The sequence below is a fragment of the Rossellomorea sp. DUT-2 genome, from assembly GCF_052665285.1.
Genome location: NZ_JBQPEO010000009.1, coordinates 1 through 21404, shown reverse-complemented (window position 1 = coordinate 21404; position 21404 = coordinate 1). Strand labels below are relative to the sequence as shown.

The following is a 21404-nucleotide window of genomic DNA, read 5'->3' as shown; positions in this document are numbered from 1 at the left end:
TTTCATAAAAAATTAGGTGGAGATTTTGATATAAAAGATACAAGTTCTCCAGTGGGTGGATGGTGGAAAAATACATATCTATTAAGAAATGATGTTGTACATGAGGGACACTTACCTGACTACCAAGAAGCAGAGAAATGTGTGAATGCTGTAAACACTTTGAACAAATACTTAACCGATTTATTTCACACTGAGAAAGTAAAGGAAGTCTATCCGGAATTGTCAATATTAGTAGGTAAACCTACATCATGAAAACTTGCATCAGATTTTATTAATACTGAATTTGCTCCAAAGCATTTTTAAGGTAAAACCCTCGGCATGTGAAACGTCCTGTGCTGGGGGTCAGACCAAATTTTTAAAAATATATTAATAATTGGAGAAGAGTTATGGATAAAAAATTTAGTGATATTAAAAAGGAAATTCAAAGGGTTATTAAGGAGAATGATTTTTGTATAGTCTTTGATACAAATATATATTTAAATTTATATGAATATTCACCGGAAGTAACAGATTTTTTTGTCGGATTGTCTGAAAAGATTATTGATAATTTAATACTTCCAGATACAGTTAAAAGAGAATTTGACAGAAACCATAGTACCTGCCTCCATCGGCAAAGAAGAAAATTTGAAAATGTAACTGCTATATTTAAATAAGCCCTTAGACCAAATGAAGGATAAAATTAGTAAGCAATTTGATATCTTAAAAGGATTCAAATTTCCTAATATTGAAAAATTAGAAGGCGAAATTGAAGAACATATTACAGAAGTGGAAAATGCATTTAAAGATTACGCTTCGGAATTAGATACTTTAAAAGAATTAAACAACCGTTTTCTAGATAATGATAAAATTAAACGATTGATAGATTCATTAGTCAATAAAAATAATCTTTTGCAAGCATTTTCTCTCGATGAAATTTATTTGTTATGTGCCGAAGGGGAAAAACGTTATAAAAAGAATACGCCGCCAGGTTATAAAGATGGAAAAGACAAATCTGGAATACAGGCTTATGGAGATTTGCTTATTTGGAGAGAAGCAATGAATTACTGTAGGGATAAGAAATTGAATTTAATATTTGTTACAGATGATGTTAAAGAAGATTGGTATGAATTAAACAATTCAGAACGCGTTGGCTTTAGACAAGAGTTGATAAATGAGTTTAAAATGCAGACATCTAAGGACCTCTTAGGTGTAACTTCAAATGAATTATTTGCAGCGTTAGCTGATATTAATAATATGGAAATTCCTACTACAGTAGAATGGGTATTAGGTTACGACGTAGACAATTATATAGAAAATATTATGGGTTGGGGTATTACAGGAGATATTATAGGAGCACTAATAAATTCAACAGATCGATTCGTGGATACCTCCACATTAACTAATTATGATGGAAGTGAATTTGAAATTCAGGATGAACTACTTAACAGTGAATTAATATCGTATGAATTTGAAGGGTACTATGATGGGGTTGCAGAATATAATCTAAAGTTGAAAATTAAGGTCCAAGCTATATCTCAGCAATATTGGGGAAGAGATCATGACACAAAAGATATAATATTGTCTGATTCTACAACACATATACTTGAAGGGGAATTAGGTGTAAAAGTAACTCGTAGGATAGAATCTTATTTGGAAGAATTTATTAATGACCATTCATATGGAATTGTAGAAATTATTAGCGGGCAACTTGTAGAAGTTTATAGTTATACTGAAGATGAACTTTGCATAGAGTGCGGTAATGAAATCGGGAAATACTTCGATATGAATGATCATCCTATATGTGAAGGGTGTATGGTGACAAATTCAAAAGGAGAAATCTGCCCAAACTGTGGCAAAAAAGTTGCTTTTGAATTTATGGGTGGCCAGGGTTTTTGCAAGAATTGCGAAGATCAGTATGATTTATAATTTTTCCTGGAATGTAGTTATTTCATAAAGCAAATAGGAAGTTGATAAACCCACCTGCATATTGGGGTCAGACCCTTGGCACGGTGAAGCATCAATGTACTAGGGGACTAACCCTATGTTTTCAAACTATTAGTGGATTTTTAAAAGTTTTGGATAAATTTAGAGCATTTTTTACAATTTATAATAAAAGTAATTAAACATAATTATCTTATTATGGGGAGTGCTAGTATGGAGACTTTTTTAACAAGTATTAGATATAAAAACAATAATATTAACTTAGCTTCTAATGAGAAAAAGCACTTAATAATCACCGGTAAAAATGGTTCCGGAAAAACTAGTTTGTTACAAGCACTAAAAAAACAACTAATTCTTATTGAAAGAAATTCATACAAAATATACGATAAAAAGAAAAATTTGAATGAAAATCCAAACAACGACTATACAGACTTTAATAATCTGTTCAGTATTAGTAATGAAGAACTTATATCTAGTCTTACAGAAGTGGAAAAAACCAACTACTTATTAAATGAAATATATAAATTAAATTTAGAAAAAGAAGTGCGAGTTAGTAACAAACAAAGAAAGTATGTATCTCTAGAGTTTAATGAATTTCAAGATGAAGAGTACATTCATAAAATACTTAAAAGTGGTTTTATTGTAGCCTTCTTTGATTCGAAAAGAGCCTATTCATTCGAAAAACCAATGGGAATCACTGTTACCGCTACATCTCGCTATTCAATAAAGGACCAAGCAAGTTCTAAATTTGTTCAGTATCTTGTTAATCTCAAAGCCGATCGTGCTTTTGCTTATGAGGAGGGAAACAACGCTAAAGTAGAGAGTATTGACAAATGGTTCCAAAAATTTGAAGAAAACTTGCAAGAATTATTTGAAACTAACAAATTAGAATTGCGGTTTGACCGTAAGACTCTTTCCTTTAATGTTAATTTTAATGGAAAGTCTATGAACCTACTCTATTTATCTGATGGATTCTCTTCTGTAATTTATATTATTTCTGAAATTATTATGAGAATGAAAAATAAAAGAAGGCACCAAGAAGAAGGAATAGTAATAATTGATGAGATAGAAACACATCTCCACGTAAGTTTACAGAAAAAAGTCTTAAGGTTCTTGACAAACTTTTTTCCGAACATTCAGTTTATCGTTTCTACTCATTCTCCTTTTGTATTAAGCTCAATTGATGACGCAATTATATACGACATGGAAACTAAACAACAATTAAAAGATATGTCAAGCTATTCTTATGAAAGTATAATTGAAGACTACTTTAATATAGACCAGTATTCTAACATTATAAAGAATCAATTTGATACTTACCTAAGATTGGTTAGAGAGGAAGAACTTTTGAGTTCAAACGAAGTCATAGAACTTAATAAATTAAGAAATTATTTTAACAATATTTCAGACTCCATTGCTCCAGAAATAAAATCCAAGTTTTATCATTTAGAACTTATGCGAAAGAGTGAAGTGAATGATTTATTTTAAAAAATCGATGCCTGCCCCATCTAGCCTTATAACAGAAAAAAACAAGGCGAGTTCAACAAATTATAGACTGGAAGATGTAATAACTAGAATAAGAACTGATTTTAAGAATAAATGCTATTTATGTGAGTATAAGGCACCTACAACAGTAAATGTGGAGCATTTTATTCCACATAGAAATGATCGTAAACTGATGTTTAAGTGGGAAAATTTATTTTATGCATGTGGGCATTGTAATAATTTGAAGTCTGATAAATTCGACAATATAATTGACTGTACAAATTACTCAGAAAGAGTAGAGGAACGTATTTATTTGAAAATGGATCCATACCCTTTCAAAGAGGTTGAAGTAAAAGAATTAGATGATGATGAAAAGACAATTAGTACTGTTAAACTATTAAACCTAATATATAATGGATCTACTCCTCTGAAAACAGTTGAAGCTGAAAATATACGGAAAAACTTATTAAAAGAGATTATTGAGTTTCAAAAACTCCTTGTAAAGTATAGTGCTCTTGATGAAGATGATGATGAACTCGATAGTATTAAACTATCAATACATCGTCATTTAAAGGATTCCTCGGCCTTTACAGCATTTAAACGTTGGATTATCAAGGATATTCCTCATTTAAGAAAAGAATTTTATCACCTCTTTCAAAGTAAAGATACAGTTGTAGGTTAAGTGTAAATAAATTCCTATCAAATCTACTATTTTTCTGACTCATGGAACAGACCCTCGGCACGGTGAAGTATTAATGCATTGGGGGCCTGCCCCCGATTTTTTTATTTTTAGAAAAGACTAAAGGAAAATTATCATTCCCGCTTGTTAGCTTTCATTTACCTGAAAGAATGAAAGTCTTTTCTTGGATCACATTTTTTATTGATGTTTATGAATAGGAACCTGTCTTTCCATCCTACCTCGTATCTTACTAAACATATAAACAATAGAAGTAACAATAAAACAACTAAACCCCGGCGAAAACGAATCAGGAATCACCAAATAAAACACCATCCCAATGACTAAAACAACCAACGCCTCACGATTAAAATTAGACTCCCCACTCGCAAGCCGTACAAGCGCACTCTCAGAAATCCTCCCTCTCCTAATAACCAAATAATCAGCCACCACAATCGCCGATATCGGAATGATCAGGATCCCCAGATAAGAAATATACTCCTGCGCATTATAAACCAGCTGCGGAAACGAACTTAAAATGATTCCGGCAACACTAAATAGCAAGGCACTTTGAATCCGCGATAGGGACGGTAGTGCGTTAAGCAAACTATATCCCCCTGTATACGCATTACTAAGATTAATCGAAATCATCGACACCATCGCACAAGCCGTGATTACCAAAAGAAGCAGACTGGAGTCGGTCAGCTGACTCGCTGCCACGAATGGATTCAGATCCTTGAACAAACTGGCACTCAATCCTCCAAGCAGAGCGGTCATCATGAATCCGACAACGTTTCCTCCATACAGCCCCCAGAATCCGTGGCGGTCGCTTTTGCTGTAGCGGGTGATGTCGGAGGATGCGCTGACGCCTGAGATGTATTGGACGAAGACGAGGCTTGAGTAGAATAGGAACGTTCCGATGGAGAAGGGTTCCTGGCCTTGTGTTAGTGTTGGGAGGGAATCGGCACCTTCTGTCAGGAACAGGTACAGGATGATTCCCTGACCGATCACGAGGATCGGAATGAATAGTTTAGTAGCTTTCTTGACGGCTTCAAAGCCGATGAGGGCTAGAAGGGTCATGATGATAGCCAGTCCAATGGCGACAGGAATGAATGGAATTGTATAGGGTGTTACTTTTTCCACCATAGAGATGATGACGAAGGTTCCTCCGATGGTCTGTACGCTGAACCAGTAGAGGGACGTCAGGGACCGGATGGGGGAGGCGATGAGCATCGACAGCCGGGTTCCGATGATGGACCGTAGGACATATTGGGCGGGCAGGCCGTAGCGGGAGCCCGGTAGAGACAGGAATGATACGAATAGGAAGGCGACGCTTGCTCCGAGTACGGTTGCTGTGAAAGCTGCCTGGAAGGATAGTCCTCCTTCAAGGACGGCGAGAGCCGGGATGAGGAAGTTTCCTGCGTTCACGGAGAAAGCGAGCTGTATGATGAAATATTCGATCCATGTGGTTGATTTTAATTGTGGTGGGACCTTTTCAAGTCCGAGCCGTTCGATCATGGGTTGTTTCATGAAAAAGTCTCCTTTGGGTATACTAAGATGCACTGTTTCTATTTTAAAGAATTTTTGGAAAAAAGCGAAGAAATAATCATTAAAATTTTTAAAGAAAAATAGAGATATTTCCTTATTTATTTGTTAGAATGTAAGTGCTTACAGGGTGAGTAATTGCCCTTCGCTATTATATATGAATAGTGTTATATTTAGGAAGTAAATGCTCCAAGGAGCAATAGTGCATTTAGGAGGTTGGCTTAGTATGCGTATTGGTGTACCAACGGAAATTAAAAATAATGAAAATCGGGTGGCTATGACTCCCGCAGGTGTTGTGAATCTAGTTCTTTATGGACATGAGGTTTACATCGAATCAGGAGCTGGATTGGGCTCAGGATTCACAGACGAAGATTACGTAGCAGCAGGTGGACACATCGTTGATTCTGCAGCGGAAGCATGGTCCATGGACATGGTCATGAAAGTTAAAGAGCCACTTCCAAGTGAGTACTCTTATTTCCGTGAGGGACTTATCTTATTTACATATTTACATCTTGCTCCAGAACCTGAATTAACGAAAGCGTTAATCGATAATAAAGTGATCGGAATCGCGTACGAAACGGTTGAACTGAATCGTGCCCTTCCATTATTGACTCCGATGAGTGAAGTGGCTGGAAGAATGGCGACTCAAATCGGTGCCCAGTTCTTAGAGAAGATCCACGGTGGGAAAGGTGTATTACTTTCAGGTGTACCAGGGGTTCGCCGCAGTAAAGTAACGATCATCGGTGGAGGGGTTGCCGGTACGAACGCAGCGAAAATGGCTGTCGGACTTGGTGCCAACGTAACAATCCTTGACCTTAACCCGGATCGCCTTCGTCAGCTGGATGATATCTTCGGAAGCGACGTAACAACGCTTATGTCCAACCCATTAAATATCGAACAAGCTGTAAGAGAAGCTGACCTTGTCATCGGAGCTGTTCTGATTCCAGGAGCGAAAGCACCTAAATTGGTAACAGAAGACATGATTAAAGCAATGACGCCTGGTTCAGTTGTCGTTGATATCGCCATCGACCAAGGTGGAATCTTCGAAACAACGGACCGCATCACGACTCATGACGATCCAACTTACGTGAAGCATGGCGTTGTACACTATGCCGTTGCCAACATGCCTGGTGCCGTACCTCGTACGTCTACGATTGCGTTGACGAACGTAACCGTACCTTACGCGGTTCAAATCGCAAACAAAGGCTACAAAAAAGCATGCTTAGACAACGAAGCGCTATTAAAAGGTATCAACACATTGAACGGATATGTAACATACCAAGCCGTAGCCGAAGCACACGCTGTAGACTACTCAGACACAAGAACACAATTAGAGCAACAATAACACCACGAAGCCGACTGCATGGGAATGTTCAGTCGGCTTTTTTATGTAAATATAGTAGAGATTATGCCTTAAGTTGATTGGACTGCAATACTTTACATAACAAAATGGGAATATACAGAAAAAGCCACATCCTGAAATGTGGCTTTTTCCGTATTTTTTACTCTATTCGAGATTTGCATGTTTCCCATACATTTTAGTAGAATCCAATCCCTTTTTCTCCATAAATCGCAGGATGATGGCATCATAAAATAACAACATCGTTTGCTCAAATAGAGAGCCCATTGGTTGGATCGTTTTGTAATCACCTTCGGACTGGTCTTTCGTTACTCCTGGTAATGTAACGGTCAAATCAGCTAATTCTCCAATGGTTGAATCAGGAGAAATGGTTATTGCTGCGACGGTACCTCCCAAGCTTTTTGCTTTCTCAGCAATGGCCACTAACGTTTTGGTTTCTCCTGAACCTGATCCAATGATTAATAGATCATCCTTTTCTAAGTTAGCTGTTACTGTTTCCCCAACGACATAGGCATCAATCCCCATGTGCATCATTCGCATCACAAAAGATTTCCCCATCAATCCAGATCTGCCAGCACCAGCCACAAAGATTTTCTTGGATTCTAAAATCAGGTTTACTAATTTCTCTGCCTCTTCATCAGAGATTAAGTGCACTGTTTGTCTTAATTCTTCCACGACTTTGGCTAAATATTGAGTAGACTTCATCGTTTCATTACCCTTGGTGAATTAATTCCTGCATTTCACGTGCAGTCGCTCGTTTATCTTCTTTGCTTGTAATCCCGCCACCTACAATGATGAGGTCAGGCTGTTCTTTAATAACTTCAGGTAGTGTTTCTAATTTGATTCCACCGGCAATTGCCGTTTTGGCATTTTTCACAACGCTTTTGATCGTGTGTAGATCTTCAAAGGAATTTTTTCCTACAGCTTGCAGATCATAACCTGTGTGTACACAGATATAATCGGCACCAAGTTCGTCCAATTCCTTCGCACGGGCTGCAACGTCTTTCACGGCGATCATATCAACAAGGATTTGTTTACCTTGTTTTCGGGCTTCTTCTACTGCGCCTTTGATTGACTCGTCTTCTGCCGTTCCAAGAATCGTAATGATGTCAGCACCTGCAGCAGAGGCTTGACTTACTTCATATCCGGCTGCATCCATAATTTTTAAGTCCGCTAATACGGTTAAGTCAGGGAATGCTGCTTTTACTTCTTTCACTGCTTTTAGGCCTTCATTGATCACCACAGGTGTACCAATTTCTACTACATCAATATACTCTTCTACCTCTTTTACTAATGCAATGGCTCCTGGAATATCCACAAGATCTAATGCTAATTGTAATTTCATTTAAATTCGCTCCTTATAATAAATTTTAATTGGTTATGCTAAGTGTTGTCATGAGAATGTATTTACTCACTAGCATGTTGTTTAGTATAATCAGTATGTAAATAAATTTAAAGTACGCACATTTATCGCATATAGTGACAAAAAGTATACTATTGGATGAAATAAAGGGGAGTTGACGTAAATGCCAAATTTAGGAGAGAAAAATTTTAACTGTGAAAAAGAATTAACCCTCGCAGTAATCGGTGGTAAATGGAAAATGTTGATTTTATGGCATCTAGGCAAGGAAGGAACGAAACGATTTGGTGAATTAAAGTCCCTTATGCCGGGAATTACCCAAAGAATGCTTGTAAACCAACTACGCGAACTTGAAGATCATTTAATCGTACACCGAGAAGTTTATCCTGTAGTCCCACCAAAAGTTGAATACTCACTTACCGAGCATGGGGAAAGACTGTTACCAATCTTAGAGGCTATGTATGAATGGGGCAAAGATTATATCGAGAATGTACTGGAAAAGGAAACGGATGATCAATCAGCGGTAAAATAGATAGTCTTTCTAACCAAGGGTTAACCTTGGTTTTTTTACTGTTTTATATGAGTAGAGACAACAACTTAATTGCCACTACTCGCTTATTTTTATAAAATTGGGGTATAACATAAAATAGCATACGAGAGTAAGAAAAATAGATAAGTTTATTTGGAGGAGATGCAAAATGAAGATTTCATATCACGGACATTCAGTAGTGAAAATCGAAACAAACGGTAAAACGATCCTTATCGATCCGTTCATCAATGGAAACGAACTGACAGATCTTAAAGTGGATGACGAGAAACCCGATGTGATCATCCTTACACACGGTCACAACGATCATGTAGGTGACACGGTCGAGTTGGCGAAGAAAAACGATTCATTAGTTATCGCTAACCACGAATTGGCTACTTACCTAAGCTGGCAACTAGTGAAAACTCATCCGATGCATGTCGGAGGAGCTTATGAGTTTGACTTCGGGAAAGTGAAACTAACTCAGGCGTTCCACGGATCCGGTCTGATCACAGACGGCAATGAAATCATCTACATGGGTATGCCAGCAGGCGTTCTCTTAATGATTGAAGGAAAAACCATTTTCCATGCAGGAGATACGGGGCTATTCTCCGACATGAAACTGATCGGGGAACGTCATCCAATCGACCTTGCCTTCCTACCCATCGGTGATAATTTCACAATGGGACCAGAGGATGCAGCGACGGCAGCAAGCTTCTTAAAAGCGAAAAAAGTCGTGCCGATTCATTATGACACGTTCCCGCCGATCAAGCAGGACCCACAGAAGTTCATCGACTTGCTTGAAGATTGTGAAGGACAGGTCATGAAGGCTGGAGATGTAATCGAATATTAAATGGTATGGGTGGTGCAATTGCATCACCCTTTTTCTCATGTTTACACAATATCCTCCATTCTCTCGCATATACATGATACAAGCCTAGAGAGGAGGAAAAACGTATGAAACAACGATACATTCTCTGTCTACTATTCACAGGGGCCCTCATCTATTACGGAGCCCCCCGCATGTCCATCTTTGCAGAAGGCCAGGAAGGGATCTTCGCCATCGGCTGGCTCGTACTCGCCACCTGTGTAGTAGCCGGAAACCTCGCAGCCCTTCTTTACACACCTAAAGGAACAAGTAAGGGCAAGAAGTTGAAATCCAAGCCGGTGCGGAAAGTCAGATCAAGATCATTTGGATGAGTTTTTTATTTAATAGGGTATTGTTTTACGTGAACTTGATAGAACCGAACCGCTGATGTTGATTGGAGCGGAAGGTGCTCGACTCCTGCGGGAATAGCGGGAAAGTTGAGACCCCACAGGGCTTTAGCCCGAGGAGGCTCAACTCACGCCCCACTTTAGATTAGCCCCTGCAGCGAAAATCAACCAGCACTCTCTCATCTAAAGTGGGGCTTTCACTATCGAAAGCCCCGATAAAATTGAAACACCACGCTTTTCACATTATAATAAACATATGAAGCAGGACGTTATAAAGAAGGGTGAAAAGCTTGGCTACTAAACACGAACAAATATTAGACTACATAGATACATTGCCAGTCGGTGAAAAAATCTCCGTCCGCCAAATTGCAAAAGCATTGACCGTAAGCGAAGGAACGGCATATAGAGCAATCAAGGATGCCGAAACAAAAGGATACGTCAGCACCATCGAGCGCGTCGGGACGATACGGATCGAACAAAAGAAGAAAGATAACATCGAAAAGCTCACCTATGCAGAAGTGGTCAATATCATTGATGGACAAGTATTGGGTGGAAGAACGGGATTACATAAAATGCTCAATAAGTTCGTCATTGGAGCCATGAAGCTTGAGGCTATGATGAGATACACGGAAGCTGGGAACCTATTGATCGTCGGAAACCGGACCCAGGCCCATGAGCACGCACTGAGAGCCGGTGCTGCCGTCCTGATCACCGGGGGATTCGATACAGAGGATCATGTCAAGAAGCTTGCAGATGAGCTCGAACTCCCGATCATTTCTACTTCCTACGACACCTTTACAGTGGCGACCATGATCAACCGGGCCATCTATGATCAGCTCATCAAAAAAGAAATCGTATTAGTAGAAGATATTTTAACAAAAGCAGATGACACAGCGTACTTGCATATAGATGATACGTTGGAGGAATGGTACGAAAAGAATCAGTATACGTTCCACAGCCGTTTCCCGGTAGTGGATAACAACCTGAAAGTACATGGCATGGTCACCTCTAAAGACGTCATGGGGCAGGAAAAGTATACGGGGATCGATAAGATCATGACCAAACAACCGATCACCGTCAGCCCGAATACAAGCGTAGCCTCTGCCGCCCATATCATGATCTGGGAAGGGATCGAATTACTTCCCGTAGTGAATGAACAAAACAGGCTCCAGGGAATAATCAGTCGTCAGGACGTATTAAAGGCATTGCAAATGATCCAAAGGCAGCCACAGGTCGGGGAAACGATTGATGATTTGATCAGTAACGGAGTAGAAGCAGCGGGTGAAAAGAAGGGCGATAAAGAAGTCTACCTTTTTGCGGTGACTCCTCAGATGACCACGGGAATTGGTACGATCTCGTATGGCGTATTCACTACACTAATGACAGAAGCGGCCAATCGTTCATTGAAGCCCTACAAAAAAGGTGATATCGTCATCGAAAATATGACCATCTATTTCATCAAGCCTGTTCAAATGGAGAGTATGCTTGAAATTCACCCGAAAGTGCTCGACGTCGGAAGGAAATTTGGTAAAGTGGATGTAGAAGTATATTGTGAAGGTGTAATGGTCGGAAAATCCCTGATGATCTGTCAGCTGATTGATCGTCATTAAGTTTGTTTCTGAATAAGCAAATGATGGATGTGAGATTTTCTGGAATCACTTGTAGAATGTTCGACAAAAGGTTCATAAAATGAATTTCCGGTTCATAAGTTGCCGAAACTGGATCATAAATCTGGAAAGAGGATCATAAGTAACGAAATCCGGTTCATAAATCCGGGAAGAGGGTCATAAGTAGCCAAAATCGGTTCGGAAAGTTGAAGAATGACCGCTTTTTCATCCATAGGCTACTTAAAAGGTCATCTTTCACCCGATAATTGAACAAAAGGATGCTTTTTTTACCTGAAAAAATCAATCCACTGACTAAGAAATCAGAAAAAAAAGACCGGATAAGCATCCAGTCTTTTGTCGCATTTATTGGTTATCCAGTTCTTTCGCTTCCCTCTGAGCATACGGGAGCACATGCTTGTACAGCTTATATCCTGCCCAGCAGCTTCCAAGCCCGATCAGGATAAAAAGACCGCCGATAAAATACGTCAGCGTTCCTGGGAATAAAAACAGCTGGTTTATACCAAATAAGGCAACAAATAGCCCAAGGGCAATGCTTGCCTTTGCCGATAACCATTTCTTTTCCATTGGTCGATTCGTTCGAACCTGTCTGATTTTATAAAAGACATAAAACGTGAATGTTACGACAATCAGTAGTGCGAGAAAATACATAGTTTTGTCCTCCATCGTTGACTTCTCTCGCTACTATTTTACAGATATCAGGACAGAATGCCAAATAAAAAATCCACTACAAAGGAGATTCCCATGAAAGAACAAATACTGGAACTCATCAAACAATATGAAACCATCATCGTACATAGACATGTTCGCCCGGATCCTGACGCATACGGCTCCCAGGGAGGCCTCGTGGAAATGCTGAAAACGTCCTTCCCGGATAAAAAGGTTTATGCCGTCGGGCAAGAAGATGAAAGTCTTCATTATTTAAAACGCCTGGATGTCATTGAAGACCATGTGTTCGAAGGAGCTTTAATCATCGTGTGCGATACGGCTAATGAAGAACGGATCTGTGACAGACGCTATACATTAGGGGATAAGCTCGTTAAAATCGACCATCATCCCAATGAAGATGCATATGGAGACTATTTATGGATCGATACATCCGCAAGCTCAGTAAGCGAAATGATCTATGAATTCTACTTGTTCGGTAAGGATAAAGGACTCACGCTATCTGATGAGGGCGCAAGGCTTTTATTTGCCGGGATTGTGGGGGACACGGGAAGATTCCTTTATCCAAGTACAACCCAGAATACGTTCGATATCGCAGGTGAATTGATTCGCTTTGATTTTGACCGTAATGAACTATTCAATAAAATGTACGAGATTGATTCCAATGTCATTAAGCTGCACGGATATGTCCTTCAAAACTTCGAAATGGATCAGGATGGCTGTGCAAGCATGATCATGACGAAAGAAATTCTTGAAGAGCATCAGGTCATTCCTTCAGAAGCTTCTTTACTGGTCAGTACATTGGGGAACGTAAAAGGCATCAAAGCATGGGTTTTCTTCATTGAAGAAAGTGATCAAATCAGGGTCCGCCTCCGTTCCAAAGGACCAATCATCAACACCATCGCCAAAAAATACAACGGCGGAGGACATCCACTGGCAGCAGGGGCTTCGATTTATTCATGGGAAGAAAAAGAAGAAGTGATGAAGGATTTAAGAGAAGTGTGCAGGAATCATAGATAAGTCTTAAGAGGAGCCGGCAGATGCCGGCTCCTCTATTTCATGTTCTGACGGAACTAGATAAAAAGGTTCAAGCTCCGGTCCATTGACGGGAGTATTTTTTTGTTCATGTCCCTGTAAAATAGGCTTTTGTATCAATCACAATACCCAGCAAGGTGACATAAATTGTTTGGGAGTGTTCATATATAGTGAATTTACCTAAATGACAGAATTTTTTTCTTGGAAAGCTCGACTGTTCTTGTTCCTTAATTGTGAGAGACAATGGGTAACTTACTTGGGAGGTAATAAAATTGATGAATCATTTTCACAATGAAATTCAAAATCTGAATGTTGGTGATTTCCAGGCAACACAACCTGTTTCATGGGATCAAAACATGTATGATCCTAATGACGAACGACTCTTCCTTGGATTTGGCGGCTGTTTTGGCTTTGGGTTCTCATGCTTCTTTAGCTGTTTTGGGTGTGGAGGCTGTGGTGGATGCTTCCGTTGCGGTGGGTGCGGAAGATGCGGCGGAGGTGGCCGGTGTGGCGGTTGCGGCAGATGTGGACGCTGCGGCCGTTAATCAGCTTTTAGAATTTCGTTTTCAACATGATCCCTGTACGAGTCAGTGCAGGGGTCTTTTTTTATACATAAGGGACAAAGTGAGACACATACGATGATAATGATAGTCACATTAGCGGGTGTAAGGAGGAGCGCTATGGAAAAATTGGACCCTTCTATGCGTTTAAAAGTAAAGAGGGATACGTTTTATCTCCCTGAACCAAACAGCGGTGTTTTCTTTAGGAATAACCAATGCTCTTTCCGCATGGAGGGACGTGGAATCGATCAGTGGGTTGAGAAGCTGCTTCCGATGTTTAATGGGGAGTACTCCCTTGAGTATTTGACGAACGGACTGCCTGAACCTTATATAAACAGGGTCATGGAAATAGCGGAGGTTTTGCATAAAAACGGATTTGTCCGGGACGTGAGCAAGGATCTGCCACACCAGCTGCCCCAACATGCAGTGAGTAAATTCGCATCACAGATCGAATTTGTCGACAGTTTGGCAGGTTCGGGCGCTTCAAGGTTTGAAACCTACCGCGGGGCCAATGTCCTGGCAGTGGGATCTGGCCCATTTCTGACTTCACTCGTTTCATCGCTGATTGAATCCGGATTGGCTAAGCTGCAGGTGCTCTTGACCGATGAGGTACCGACGAATAGAGGGCGGCTGCAGGAACTCGTGGAACATGCGCGTAAAACGGATCCGGAGGTAGACCTCCTGGAAGTCGGATTCAGTGAAGACGGATGGCGGGAGACCCTGAAGCCCTTTGATTCCATTTTATATGGTAGTCAAAACGAAAACCTTGAGGAATTGGACCTCCTCCATGACATTTGCCGGACCGATAAGAAGCTGTTGATTCCGGCGATTTGCAACAGGCAGACAGGAATCGCAGGACCCATCATCCACCCTGATTCCGAGGCTGGATGGGAATCTGCATGGAGGCGCGTCCATTCTACTGCCTTACGAAAAGAAAATCAGTTTTCGATGGAATCGGCGATCCCTGGAGCGATGCTTGCAAATATGATTGTCTTTGAACTATTCAAAGAGCTAACGGGAGTGTCAAAATCCAATCAGAGAAATCGAATCTTTCTGATGGATACAGAAACGCTTGAAGGAAGCTGGCATTCTTTTTTATCCCATCCCCTGGAGACAGGGCATTTAGCAGCTGAAGCGGTTCAGAGTGTGGAGTCACGGATCGAACAGGTTTCAGAAAGATCTGACCGTGAGAAAGTGCTATATCTCTTTACTCTGCTAACGTCAAAAGAAACGGGGATATTTCATGTATGGGAAGAAGGAGATACGAAGCAGCTGCCATTGGCTCAATGCCGTGTGCAGCCGGTCGATGTCCTGACCGAGGGTCCTGCGGAACTGCTGGATGAGGTGATCTGCAGCGGCTTGACCCATGTAGAAGCACGCCGGGAAGCCGGGTTAAGAGGGATAGAGAGATACGCTTCAAGATTGGCCAGTTTGATTGTTCCTCGGGAGACAGGTGAGTATATGGCCACCTGCGCAGGAGCGACGTTTGCAGAATGCCTCGGCCGCGGTCTTCGGAAGTGTTTGACTGATGGGCTGAGGAAAAGAGAATCGGTTCAAAGCAGTACGATTTCCCGTCTTGAATTGGATAAGGTTGAGGATGAGGCATGCCGTTATTATCTACAGGCACTGACCACCATGCAAGGCCAGCCGGAAATCGGATTAGGGGAGGAATTGGCCGGATTTCCTGTCGTCTATGTTCGTGGAAGGAATGGCTGGTATGGAAATACCGATGTAACGATCACCATGGCACTGAGGAACTCTCTGCAACAAGCGCTCTTTCTAGCTCAGAACGATAAGGAGGCTTTCGACGCAACACCGGTTGTTGTTGCGTTAGAGCAAGGAAAGCCAGAGAGGATCACCATTCCAGCTAGTGAAGACAGGACCCAGCTCCTGAAAGAAGCAATCGAAACCTTGAAAAGGAATCAGAAGCAGGTAGTGGTATATGAACTGAATATTGAGTCCGTTTTTAAACAGGAGCTCGAAGGCGTGTTTGGTGTGCTGCTGCGAGAGGAGGAAAACGGATGAATTCTTTCGTGGTGATTGTGGGGGATGGGCTGCTTGCGGACCTTGTATGTGCACAAATTTCAGCGCGGTATCCCGTTTTCCGGCAAGAAAACGTTGAAAAAAAGTTCCCGGCACAGACAGATCTGGTGCTGACACTTGATGATAAATGGAATCCGGCTGTGCATCAAATGGCAGAAGAAGTGATGAGGGAGTCGTCTATCCCATGGATGAGAGGCTTCGTTTCGTTCGGAGAGGGAATCATCGGCCCATTGGTTCTACCGAACACACCAGGATGCTCACAATGTGCCGATTTGAGACGTCTCCTTGGAGGAAAGGAACGGAATGAAATGCGGGAGGTACAGGAAAAACTCGCTGAAGTGGGTGGAATCACAAAAGATCCATGGGCTTCGAATACCGGTTTAGTGCACATGGCTCACATCATCGCAGCAGAAGTTAGCCGGGTCCTTGAAGGGGCAAAGCCACACTCCAAAGGAAGGGTATGTCTAACCGACTTGAAAACATTGAACAGCTCCTGGCACTCTTTCGTTCCCGACTCACTATGCCATAATTGCAGCCCGATATCAGACGATTCACCAGAGTTAGCACGTGTTTCCCTCAAACCCAGTCCGAAGATCCATGCCGGCAGTTTCCGCTGTACTCCCCTGGATGAACTGAAAAATGTCCTGATCAAAGACTATCTGGATAATCGGACCGGACTTTTCAACAGCAAGATGTATGACCTGGTGACGCCATTTGCCGATGCGAGCGTCAATATGCCGATGTTCTCCGGGGATGAAGGGACGGCCGGCCGGACTCAAGTCTACTCAGACAGCGAGCTGACAGCCATTCTTGAAGGATTGGAACGTCACTGCGGTTTGCAGCCCCGGGGCAAAAGGACAGTCGTCCATGACAGCTACCGACAGTTGGCGGAGCATGCACTGAATCCCCTAAAGGTCGGCGTCCACACCGACGAGCAGTACGCCATGCCGGGTTTCCCATTTGAAAAGTTTGACCCTGATCGGGCAATGGACTGGGTGTGGGGTTATTCACTCATCGATGAGCGTCAGCTCCTTGTCCCTGAGCTCCTTGCCTATTACAGTCTGGGCTGCAGCTCATCCGGTTTTGTCTATGAAACGTCCAATGGCTGTGCACTTGGAGGAAGCAGGGAGGAAGCGATTTTTTACGGAATCATGGAGGTGGTCGAACGGGATTCGTTCCTTTTGACCTGGTATGCCGAGCTCAACCTGCCGAGTCTTGACCCTCTTACAGCAGAGGACGAAGAACTGCAGTTAATGATTGACCGGATGCGGGCGGTCGCAGGGTATGATCTACATTTGTATGACTCTACCATGGAGCACGGAATTCCAAGCGTCTTTGCGATGGCCAAGAACAGGAAGGATACAGGGTTGAATCTGATCCTCGCGGCGGGTGCCCATCTGGATCCAGTGAGAGCGGCAAAAAGCGCGATTCAGGAGCTCGCCGGGATGATGCTGAATCTGGATGAAAAATTGGATAAGAACAAGGGGAATTACGAAAAAATGCTTGACGATGATTCCCTCGTAAGGCAGATGGATGATCACGGTATGCTGTATGGACTGCCCCAGGCCGAGGAACGTTTCAAATTTTTACAGGATGACAGCCGGCCTTCGCGAAGTTTCAAGGAGGAATTCAATTGGAGTTCCGATCACAGTGATCTTACGGATGACCTGAAGGATATTCTTGAAAGATTCCGAAACCGGAACCTTGATGTCATTGTCGTTGATCAAACCGCACCAGAACTTGAAAAGAACGGACTATACTGTGTGAAAGTCTTGATTCCCGGCATGCTTCCCATGACATTCGGACATCATCTCACCCGTCTGACAGGGTTGGATAGAGTCCTTAACGTCCCTGCAGAACTGGGATATTATGACCGACCGCTGACCTATGAGCAGCTCAATCAAAAACCGCATCCGTTTCCTTAAGGTACTAGGAGGTAAGGAGGATGAGTCTGGAAGGATTTTTACAAGATCTGCAATGTAATATCAATCGGGCCAATCAGCCAAACTGGGAAGTGGACTGGGAGGATGCCCCTCTTCCCTACAAGCTTTACCAGGATTTGCGGGCTGTGCCATTGTCTCTGGAAGTACCTGTGTCACTGATCGAGAGCCAGCCGCCGTCAACACCCGATTTAGAAAGAATCGGGCACTTTCTCTGGTATGTCTATGGCATCACCGGGGTAAGCCAGTCGGTGGATCCGGATGATTCTCTGGATCAGGAGTCTTACCCCATCCACTCCTATCGGCGGTTTGCTCCATCAGGAGGGGCGCTTTACCCAAATGAACTCTATATCTATTTAAAGTTGGATGATTTGCCCGCTGGAATCTACCATTATGATGTCGCCCACCATCGCCTCGTCCTGCTCCGGGAAGGGAATGTCGATTCGTACTTAGAACGGGCACTCGGCAATCGCTGCGATATCTCAACGTGTTTTGGCGCAGCCTTTGTCTCCACACGATTTTGGAAAAACTTCTTTAAATACAATAACTTTTCCTATCGGCTGCAGGGACTGGATGCCGGTGTCCTCAAGGGACAGCTGCTGGAAACGGCCAAACGGTTCGGATTCGAGTCAGGGGTATATGTTCAATTTCTGGACTCAGCGATCAATCGTTTGCTTGGGCTGACAGAGGAGGAGGAAAGCGTCTATTCCGTCATCCCGCTTTCGGTTGCTGCAACGAATTGGGCTGGAACTGGGAGGGGAGTGTTCCGGACACTCAGCGCAGAAGAATTATGCCGCGAGCTGCCGGCTATTTCTGCAGAACTCTACGAAAAGTCGGAAAGGATTAGAGAGTTTCCTATGTTACTGGCAGTGAATGAGGCTTCCCAAATCGATTCAACAGGCGATTTTCAGAAACTAGGAAAACAACAGGTTTTTAGAACAGGGGAAAACGAAATCCTTCTGCCAGAGGTGGAGTCCTTTACGTATGATTTTGTTGAAGCATGCAAAAATCGCCATTCCCCTGAAATGGATTTTGTCATGGGTAAGGTCAGTCAGCAGAAACTCGCGACGATATTGAAAAAAGCCACTCAGTCCTACTCGTTCCGTAGCGACATCGACGAAGTTCCTTACGGTAGTGAATCCGGTGTTTCTATTTTTGGCTGTTTTTATAATGTGGAAGGCGTACCGAATGGCGCATACGCATATGACATCGGCCGCCATTCATTGCAGGAAATCAGCTCAGGAGATTATCGTCTTCAGCTTCAATCAGGTCTGTCACTTGATAACGTCAATTTGCTTCAAGTGCCCCTATGCCTTCATATCATAGGAAACAAAGATTACTATCAAGACACCCTGGGCTACAGAGGCTACAGAATCATGCAAATGGAAGCCGGAATGCTTGTACAGCGCCTGCTTTTGTCTTCATCTGCCTGCGGGTTTGGCGGACACCCGCTGCTTGGGTTTGATACAACGTTGACGGATGGAATTTACAAACTAGATTCAAAGGGCCAAACGACCTTGATCCAAATACCGATCGGACCTTTTCGGGAGCGGGCTTGGATGAAAGGGAGTTTGCTAAGTTGAACATGAGTAAGGAGAATAAGGGGAGTAAATCTGTTTGTAGTGGATTTGCATCTCCTTTTTGTTTTGACAGTAGAGCGGGGAAGGTTCCTCTCTAACCGGAGATATATCATTTCAGAATGAAATGAGGCGATGTTTTTTTGATGGTTATTCAGTTAAAGGGCCAGATTGTTGAAGATGTAGTTTAGCACTGGTAGTGGGGAACCGTATCATAAATAACGGCAAAATGAATCATTCCTTTTACATTGTTATGGTACAATTGTATGCAATAAGACTTATAATGAAAATTATTTATTGATATATCCTGCCAAGGACTAACAGTGCTTTAAGAAGGAGTTGTGGCAAATGAATATTAATAAAAGCACAGAAATAAAACGCTCATCAAAAGCAGAAAACATTCTACCTCAGATCACTAGTAAAACTAAGCTAGGCGACTTACGAAAAATCGCGAAGGACATTAAAAAAGATCACGAACTAGCTATGGAACTTTGGTCAACCGGAGAGTTTTTGCCAAGACTATTGGCAATCTTAATTATGGACAAAAAACTTCTTTCACAAGATGTACTAAATAAGCTTGATCAGGATATGCAGACTCACACATATGATGAGCGAAATAACTTAATGGATTGGTTAATGGCTAATCAGTTCACCAAAGACAAGAAAAACATTGCATTGATGGAGTCATGGGAAAATAGTCCTTCTGCTCTTCAAAGACGAGCTTTCTGGTATTTTCAAGCGAGATTGAGATGGACTGGACAAACACCGCCTGATAACACCGCAGACTTACTATCTGCAATTGAAGCTACTATTACGCAGGAAGAACCGGAAGTTCAATGGGCTATGAATTTTACCGCAGGCTGGATAGGCGTTTATGATGAAAAGTATCGAGCACGTTGTATGAAACTTGGTGAGAAAACGGGTCTTTACAAAGATGAAATGGTATCAAAAGGATGTACTCCCAATTATTTGCCGGAGTTCATTACGATTGAAGTTAACAAACGAATTAATAATTAGTTACCACTGAAAAATTCATAAGGGTTTGATGTGAAAATAAAGGAATTCAAAGCGTCAATATGGAAAGGATCTGAAAGTAAGCTTCCAGATCCTTTTTTTATTGGAGGGGAATTTTGGAATTCTGGGAGCACAATCCTACAGGTGGAGGAGAAGAAAAAGGACTTACTTTTCAATTCTTTTGGGTATCAACTGACGAAGAAATTGAACTAATAAGAGGTCACGCAGATTATTTAAAGCTAATTTTCAATTAATGAAATTTTGTAACCATAAATGGAGGTGTTTGCTGAATAAGCAGCCCCCTTGTTAAAGTAAAGGGCAGGTTAACAGAAGAAGAAATAACCCTTAAAGAAATTTCTTTTGAGTAATTAAGTAACTTTTTTTCATTCTCTAACAACGGAGAGGTGAGAGCTTGACCAAAGAACAAATTTTGAAGAGGAATAAGAAATTTCAAAAGATTAATTGGATTGTATTCGGGATTATTGTGCTGATGGGGCTTATTCTGATTTCCGAAGCTTCAGAAGGAGTAAAAAACCTGTCCAACCCACAAGCTGAGGATGCGGGGCAATCTCGAATGGAATTCCGATGGGACACTGCAAATTCTACCCTTGGAATAGTATTGCTTTTCCTATCTGTAGTATTAGCACTTGTTTGGAAACGTACATTTCCTTTTAATGTTCCTTTAGCTATAATACTTTTAGGTTTCGGATATCAATTATATTTTATCACCTATACAGTAGGATGGGTTGGCATACTAGGGGTTATTGGTCTAGTAATATCTGTTTTAGTCGCCATCACGATGATTATTTCCTATACAGTTTATTTTCTTAGGTGAAAAGGTTAAGAAGACATCTTCT

21 protein-coding genes are annotated in these 21404 nt (G+C 41.8%); 17 read left to right on the top strand and 4 right to left on the bottom strand.

Annotated features, from left to right (window positions below):
* The first annotated feature begins 386 nt into the window (after positions 1–386).
* From ACOSV2_RS21435 to ACOSV2_RS21420, 4 genes are all read left to right on the top strand, one after another.
* Positions 387–653: a PIN-like domain-containing protein gene (locus tag ACOSV2_RS21435; protein ID WP_428975052.1), complete on the top strand. Its 267-nt coding sequence runs from the start codon at positions 387–389 to the stop codon at positions 651–653.
* A gap of 13 nt (positions 654–666) precedes the next feature.
* Positions 667–1905 (top strand): PIN-like domain-containing protein, encoded by a 1239-nt coding sequence (locus tag ACOSV2_RS21430; protein ID WP_428975051.1) that lies wholly within the window; start codon positions 667–669, stop codon positions 1903–1905.
* Positions 1906–2133: 228 nt separating this feature from the next.
* Positions 2134–3408 (top strand): AAA family ATPase, encoded by a 1275-nt coding sequence (locus tag ACOSV2_RS21425; protein ID WP_428975050.1) that lies wholly within the window; start codon positions 2134–2136, stop codon positions 3406–3408.
* A complete protein-coding gene (locus ACOSV2_RS21420; protein WP_428975049.1) occupies positions 3395–4087 on the top strand; it encodes an HNH endonuclease in 693 nt (230 codons plus the stop codon). The genes ACOSV2_RS21425 and ACOSV2_RS21420 overlap by 14 nt, the downstream gene beginning before the upstream one ends.
* Positions 4088–4282: 195 nt before the next feature.
* On the opposite strand, the gene ACOSV2_RS21415 is transcribed toward ACOSV2_RS21420, so the two are convergent.
* Positions 4283–5611, bottom strand: a complete 1329-nt coding sequence (locus ACOSV2_RS21415) for a purine-cytosine permease family protein (RefSeq protein ID WP_428975048.1) — start codon at positions 5609–5611, stop codon at positions 4283–4285.
* 241 nt (positions 5612–5852) lie between these two features.
* Here ACOSV2_RS21415 and ald point away from each other — a divergent pair, with 241 nt between their 5' ends.
* On the top strand, positions 5853–6971 hold the full coding sequence (ald, locus tag ACOSV2_RS21410) for an alanine dehydrogenase (RefSeq protein WP_428975047.1): 1119 nt from the start codon (positions 5853–5855) through the stop codon (positions 6969–6971).
* Positions 6972–7133: 162 nt separating this feature from the next.
* Here the strand turns inward: ald and hxlB are convergent, their stop codons facing one another.
* Complete coding sequence (gene hxlB / locus ACOSV2_RS21405; RefSeq protein WP_341356776.1) at positions 7134–7691, bottom strand: 6-phospho-3-hexuloisomerase; 558 nt, start codon at positions 7689–7691, stop codon at positions 7134–7136.
* 7 nt (positions 7692–7698) lie between these two features.
* Entirely contained in the window at positions 7699–8331 is a 633-nt protein-coding gene (gene hxlA / locus ACOSV2_RS21400) for a 3-hexulose-6-phosphate synthase (protein ID WP_044339358.1), read from the bottom strand.
* A 181-nt stretch (positions 8332–8512) separates the two neighbouring features.
* Between hxlA and ACOSV2_RS21395 the strand changes: the two genes are divergently transcribed.
* The 4 genes from ACOSV2_RS21395 (at position 8513) to ACOSV2_RS21380 (ending at position 11697) form a co-directional block, all read left to right on the top strand.
* Positions 8513–8878 carry a winged helix-turn-helix transcriptional regulator gene (locus ACOSV2_RS21395; RefSeq protein WP_219166601.1) on the top strand — a complete coding sequence of 122 codons (366 nt, stop codon included), beginning with the start codon at positions 8513–8515 and terminating at the stop codon, positions 8876–8878.
* Positions 8879–9044: 166 nt separating this feature from the next.
* The gene (locus ACOSV2_RS21390) at positions 9045–9725 is read left to right on the top strand and encodes a metal-dependent hydrolase (protein ID WP_428975046.1); all 681 of its coding nucleotides are present in this window, start codon (positions 9045–9047) and stop codon (positions 9723–9725) included.
* Positions 9726–9829: 104 nt separating this feature from the next.
* Positions 9830–10072, top strand: coding sequence for a hypothetical protein (locus tag ACOSV2_RS21385; RefSeq protein ID WP_428975045.1), 243 nt, complete (start codon positions 9830–9832; stop codon positions 10070–10072).
* 305 nt (positions 10073–10377) lie between these two features.
* Entirely contained in the window at positions 10378–11697 is a 1320-nt protein-coding gene (locus tag ACOSV2_RS21380) for a DRTGG domain-containing protein (RefSeq protein WP_428975044.1), read from the top strand.
* A gap of 360 nt (positions 11698–12057) precedes the next feature.
* Here the strand turns inward: ACOSV2_RS21380 and ACOSV2_RS21375 are convergent, their stop codons facing one another.
* Complete coding sequence (locus tag ACOSV2_RS21375) at positions 12058–12363, bottom strand: YtpI family protein (RefSeq protein ID WP_148970857.1); 306 nt, start codon at positions 12361–12363, stop codon at positions 12058–12060.
* Between the two features lie 93 nt (positions 12364–12456).
* Between ACOSV2_RS21375 and ACOSV2_RS21370 the strand changes: the two genes are divergently transcribed.
* From ACOSV2_RS21370 to ACOSV2_RS21335, 8 genes are all read left to right on the top strand, one after another.
* A complete protein-coding gene (locus ACOSV2_RS21370) occupies positions 12457–13398 on the top strand; it encodes a DHH family phosphoesterase (RefSeq protein ID WP_428975043.1) in 942 nt (313 codons plus the stop codon).
* 290 nt (positions 13399–13688) lie between these two features.
* Positions 13689–13958 (top strand): heterocycloanthracin/sonorensin family bacteriocin, encoded by a 270-nt coding sequence (locus ACOSV2_RS21365; RefSeq protein WP_428975042.1) that lies wholly within the window; start codon positions 13689–13691, stop codon positions 13956–13958.
* A 135-nt stretch (positions 13959–14093) separates the two neighbouring features.
* Complete coding sequence (locus tag ACOSV2_RS21360) at positions 14094–15998, top strand: putative thiazole-containing bacteriocin maturation protein (protein ID WP_428975041.1); 1905 nt, start codon at positions 14094–14096, stop codon at positions 15996–15998.
* Positions 15995–17941: a TOMM precursor leader peptide-binding protein gene (locus tag ACOSV2_RS21355; RefSeq protein ID WP_428975040.1), complete on the top strand. Its 1947-nt coding sequence runs from the start codon at positions 15995–15997 to the stop codon at positions 17939–17941. The genes ACOSV2_RS21360 and ACOSV2_RS21355 overlap by 4 nt, the downstream gene beginning before the upstream one ends.
* 20 nt (positions 17942–17961) lie before the next feature.
* Positions 17962–19539: a SagB family peptide dehydrogenase gene (locus ACOSV2_RS21350; protein ID WP_428975039.1), complete on the top strand. Its 1578-nt coding sequence runs from the start codon at positions 17962–17964 to the stop codon at positions 19537–19539.
* A 342-nt stretch (positions 19540–19881) separates the two neighbouring features.
* On the top strand, positions 19882–20550 hold the full coding sequence (locus tag ACOSV2_RS21345) for a DNA alkylation repair protein (RefSeq protein ID WP_428975038.1): 669 nt from the start codon (positions 19882–19884) through the stop codon (positions 20548–20550).
* 113 nt (positions 20551–20663) lie between these two features.
* Positions 20664–20801: a hypothetical protein gene (locus ACOSV2_RS21340; protein WP_428975037.1), complete on the top strand. Its 138-nt coding sequence runs from the start codon at positions 20664–20666 to the stop codon at positions 20799–20801.
* A gap of 158 nt (positions 20802–20959) precedes the next feature.
* Positions 20960–21382, top strand: coding sequence for an RND transporter (locus ACOSV2_RS21335; RefSeq protein ID WP_428975036.1), 423 nt, complete (start codon positions 20960–20962; stop codon positions 21380–21382).
* The last annotated feature ends 22 nt before the right edge of the window (positions 21383–21404 follow it).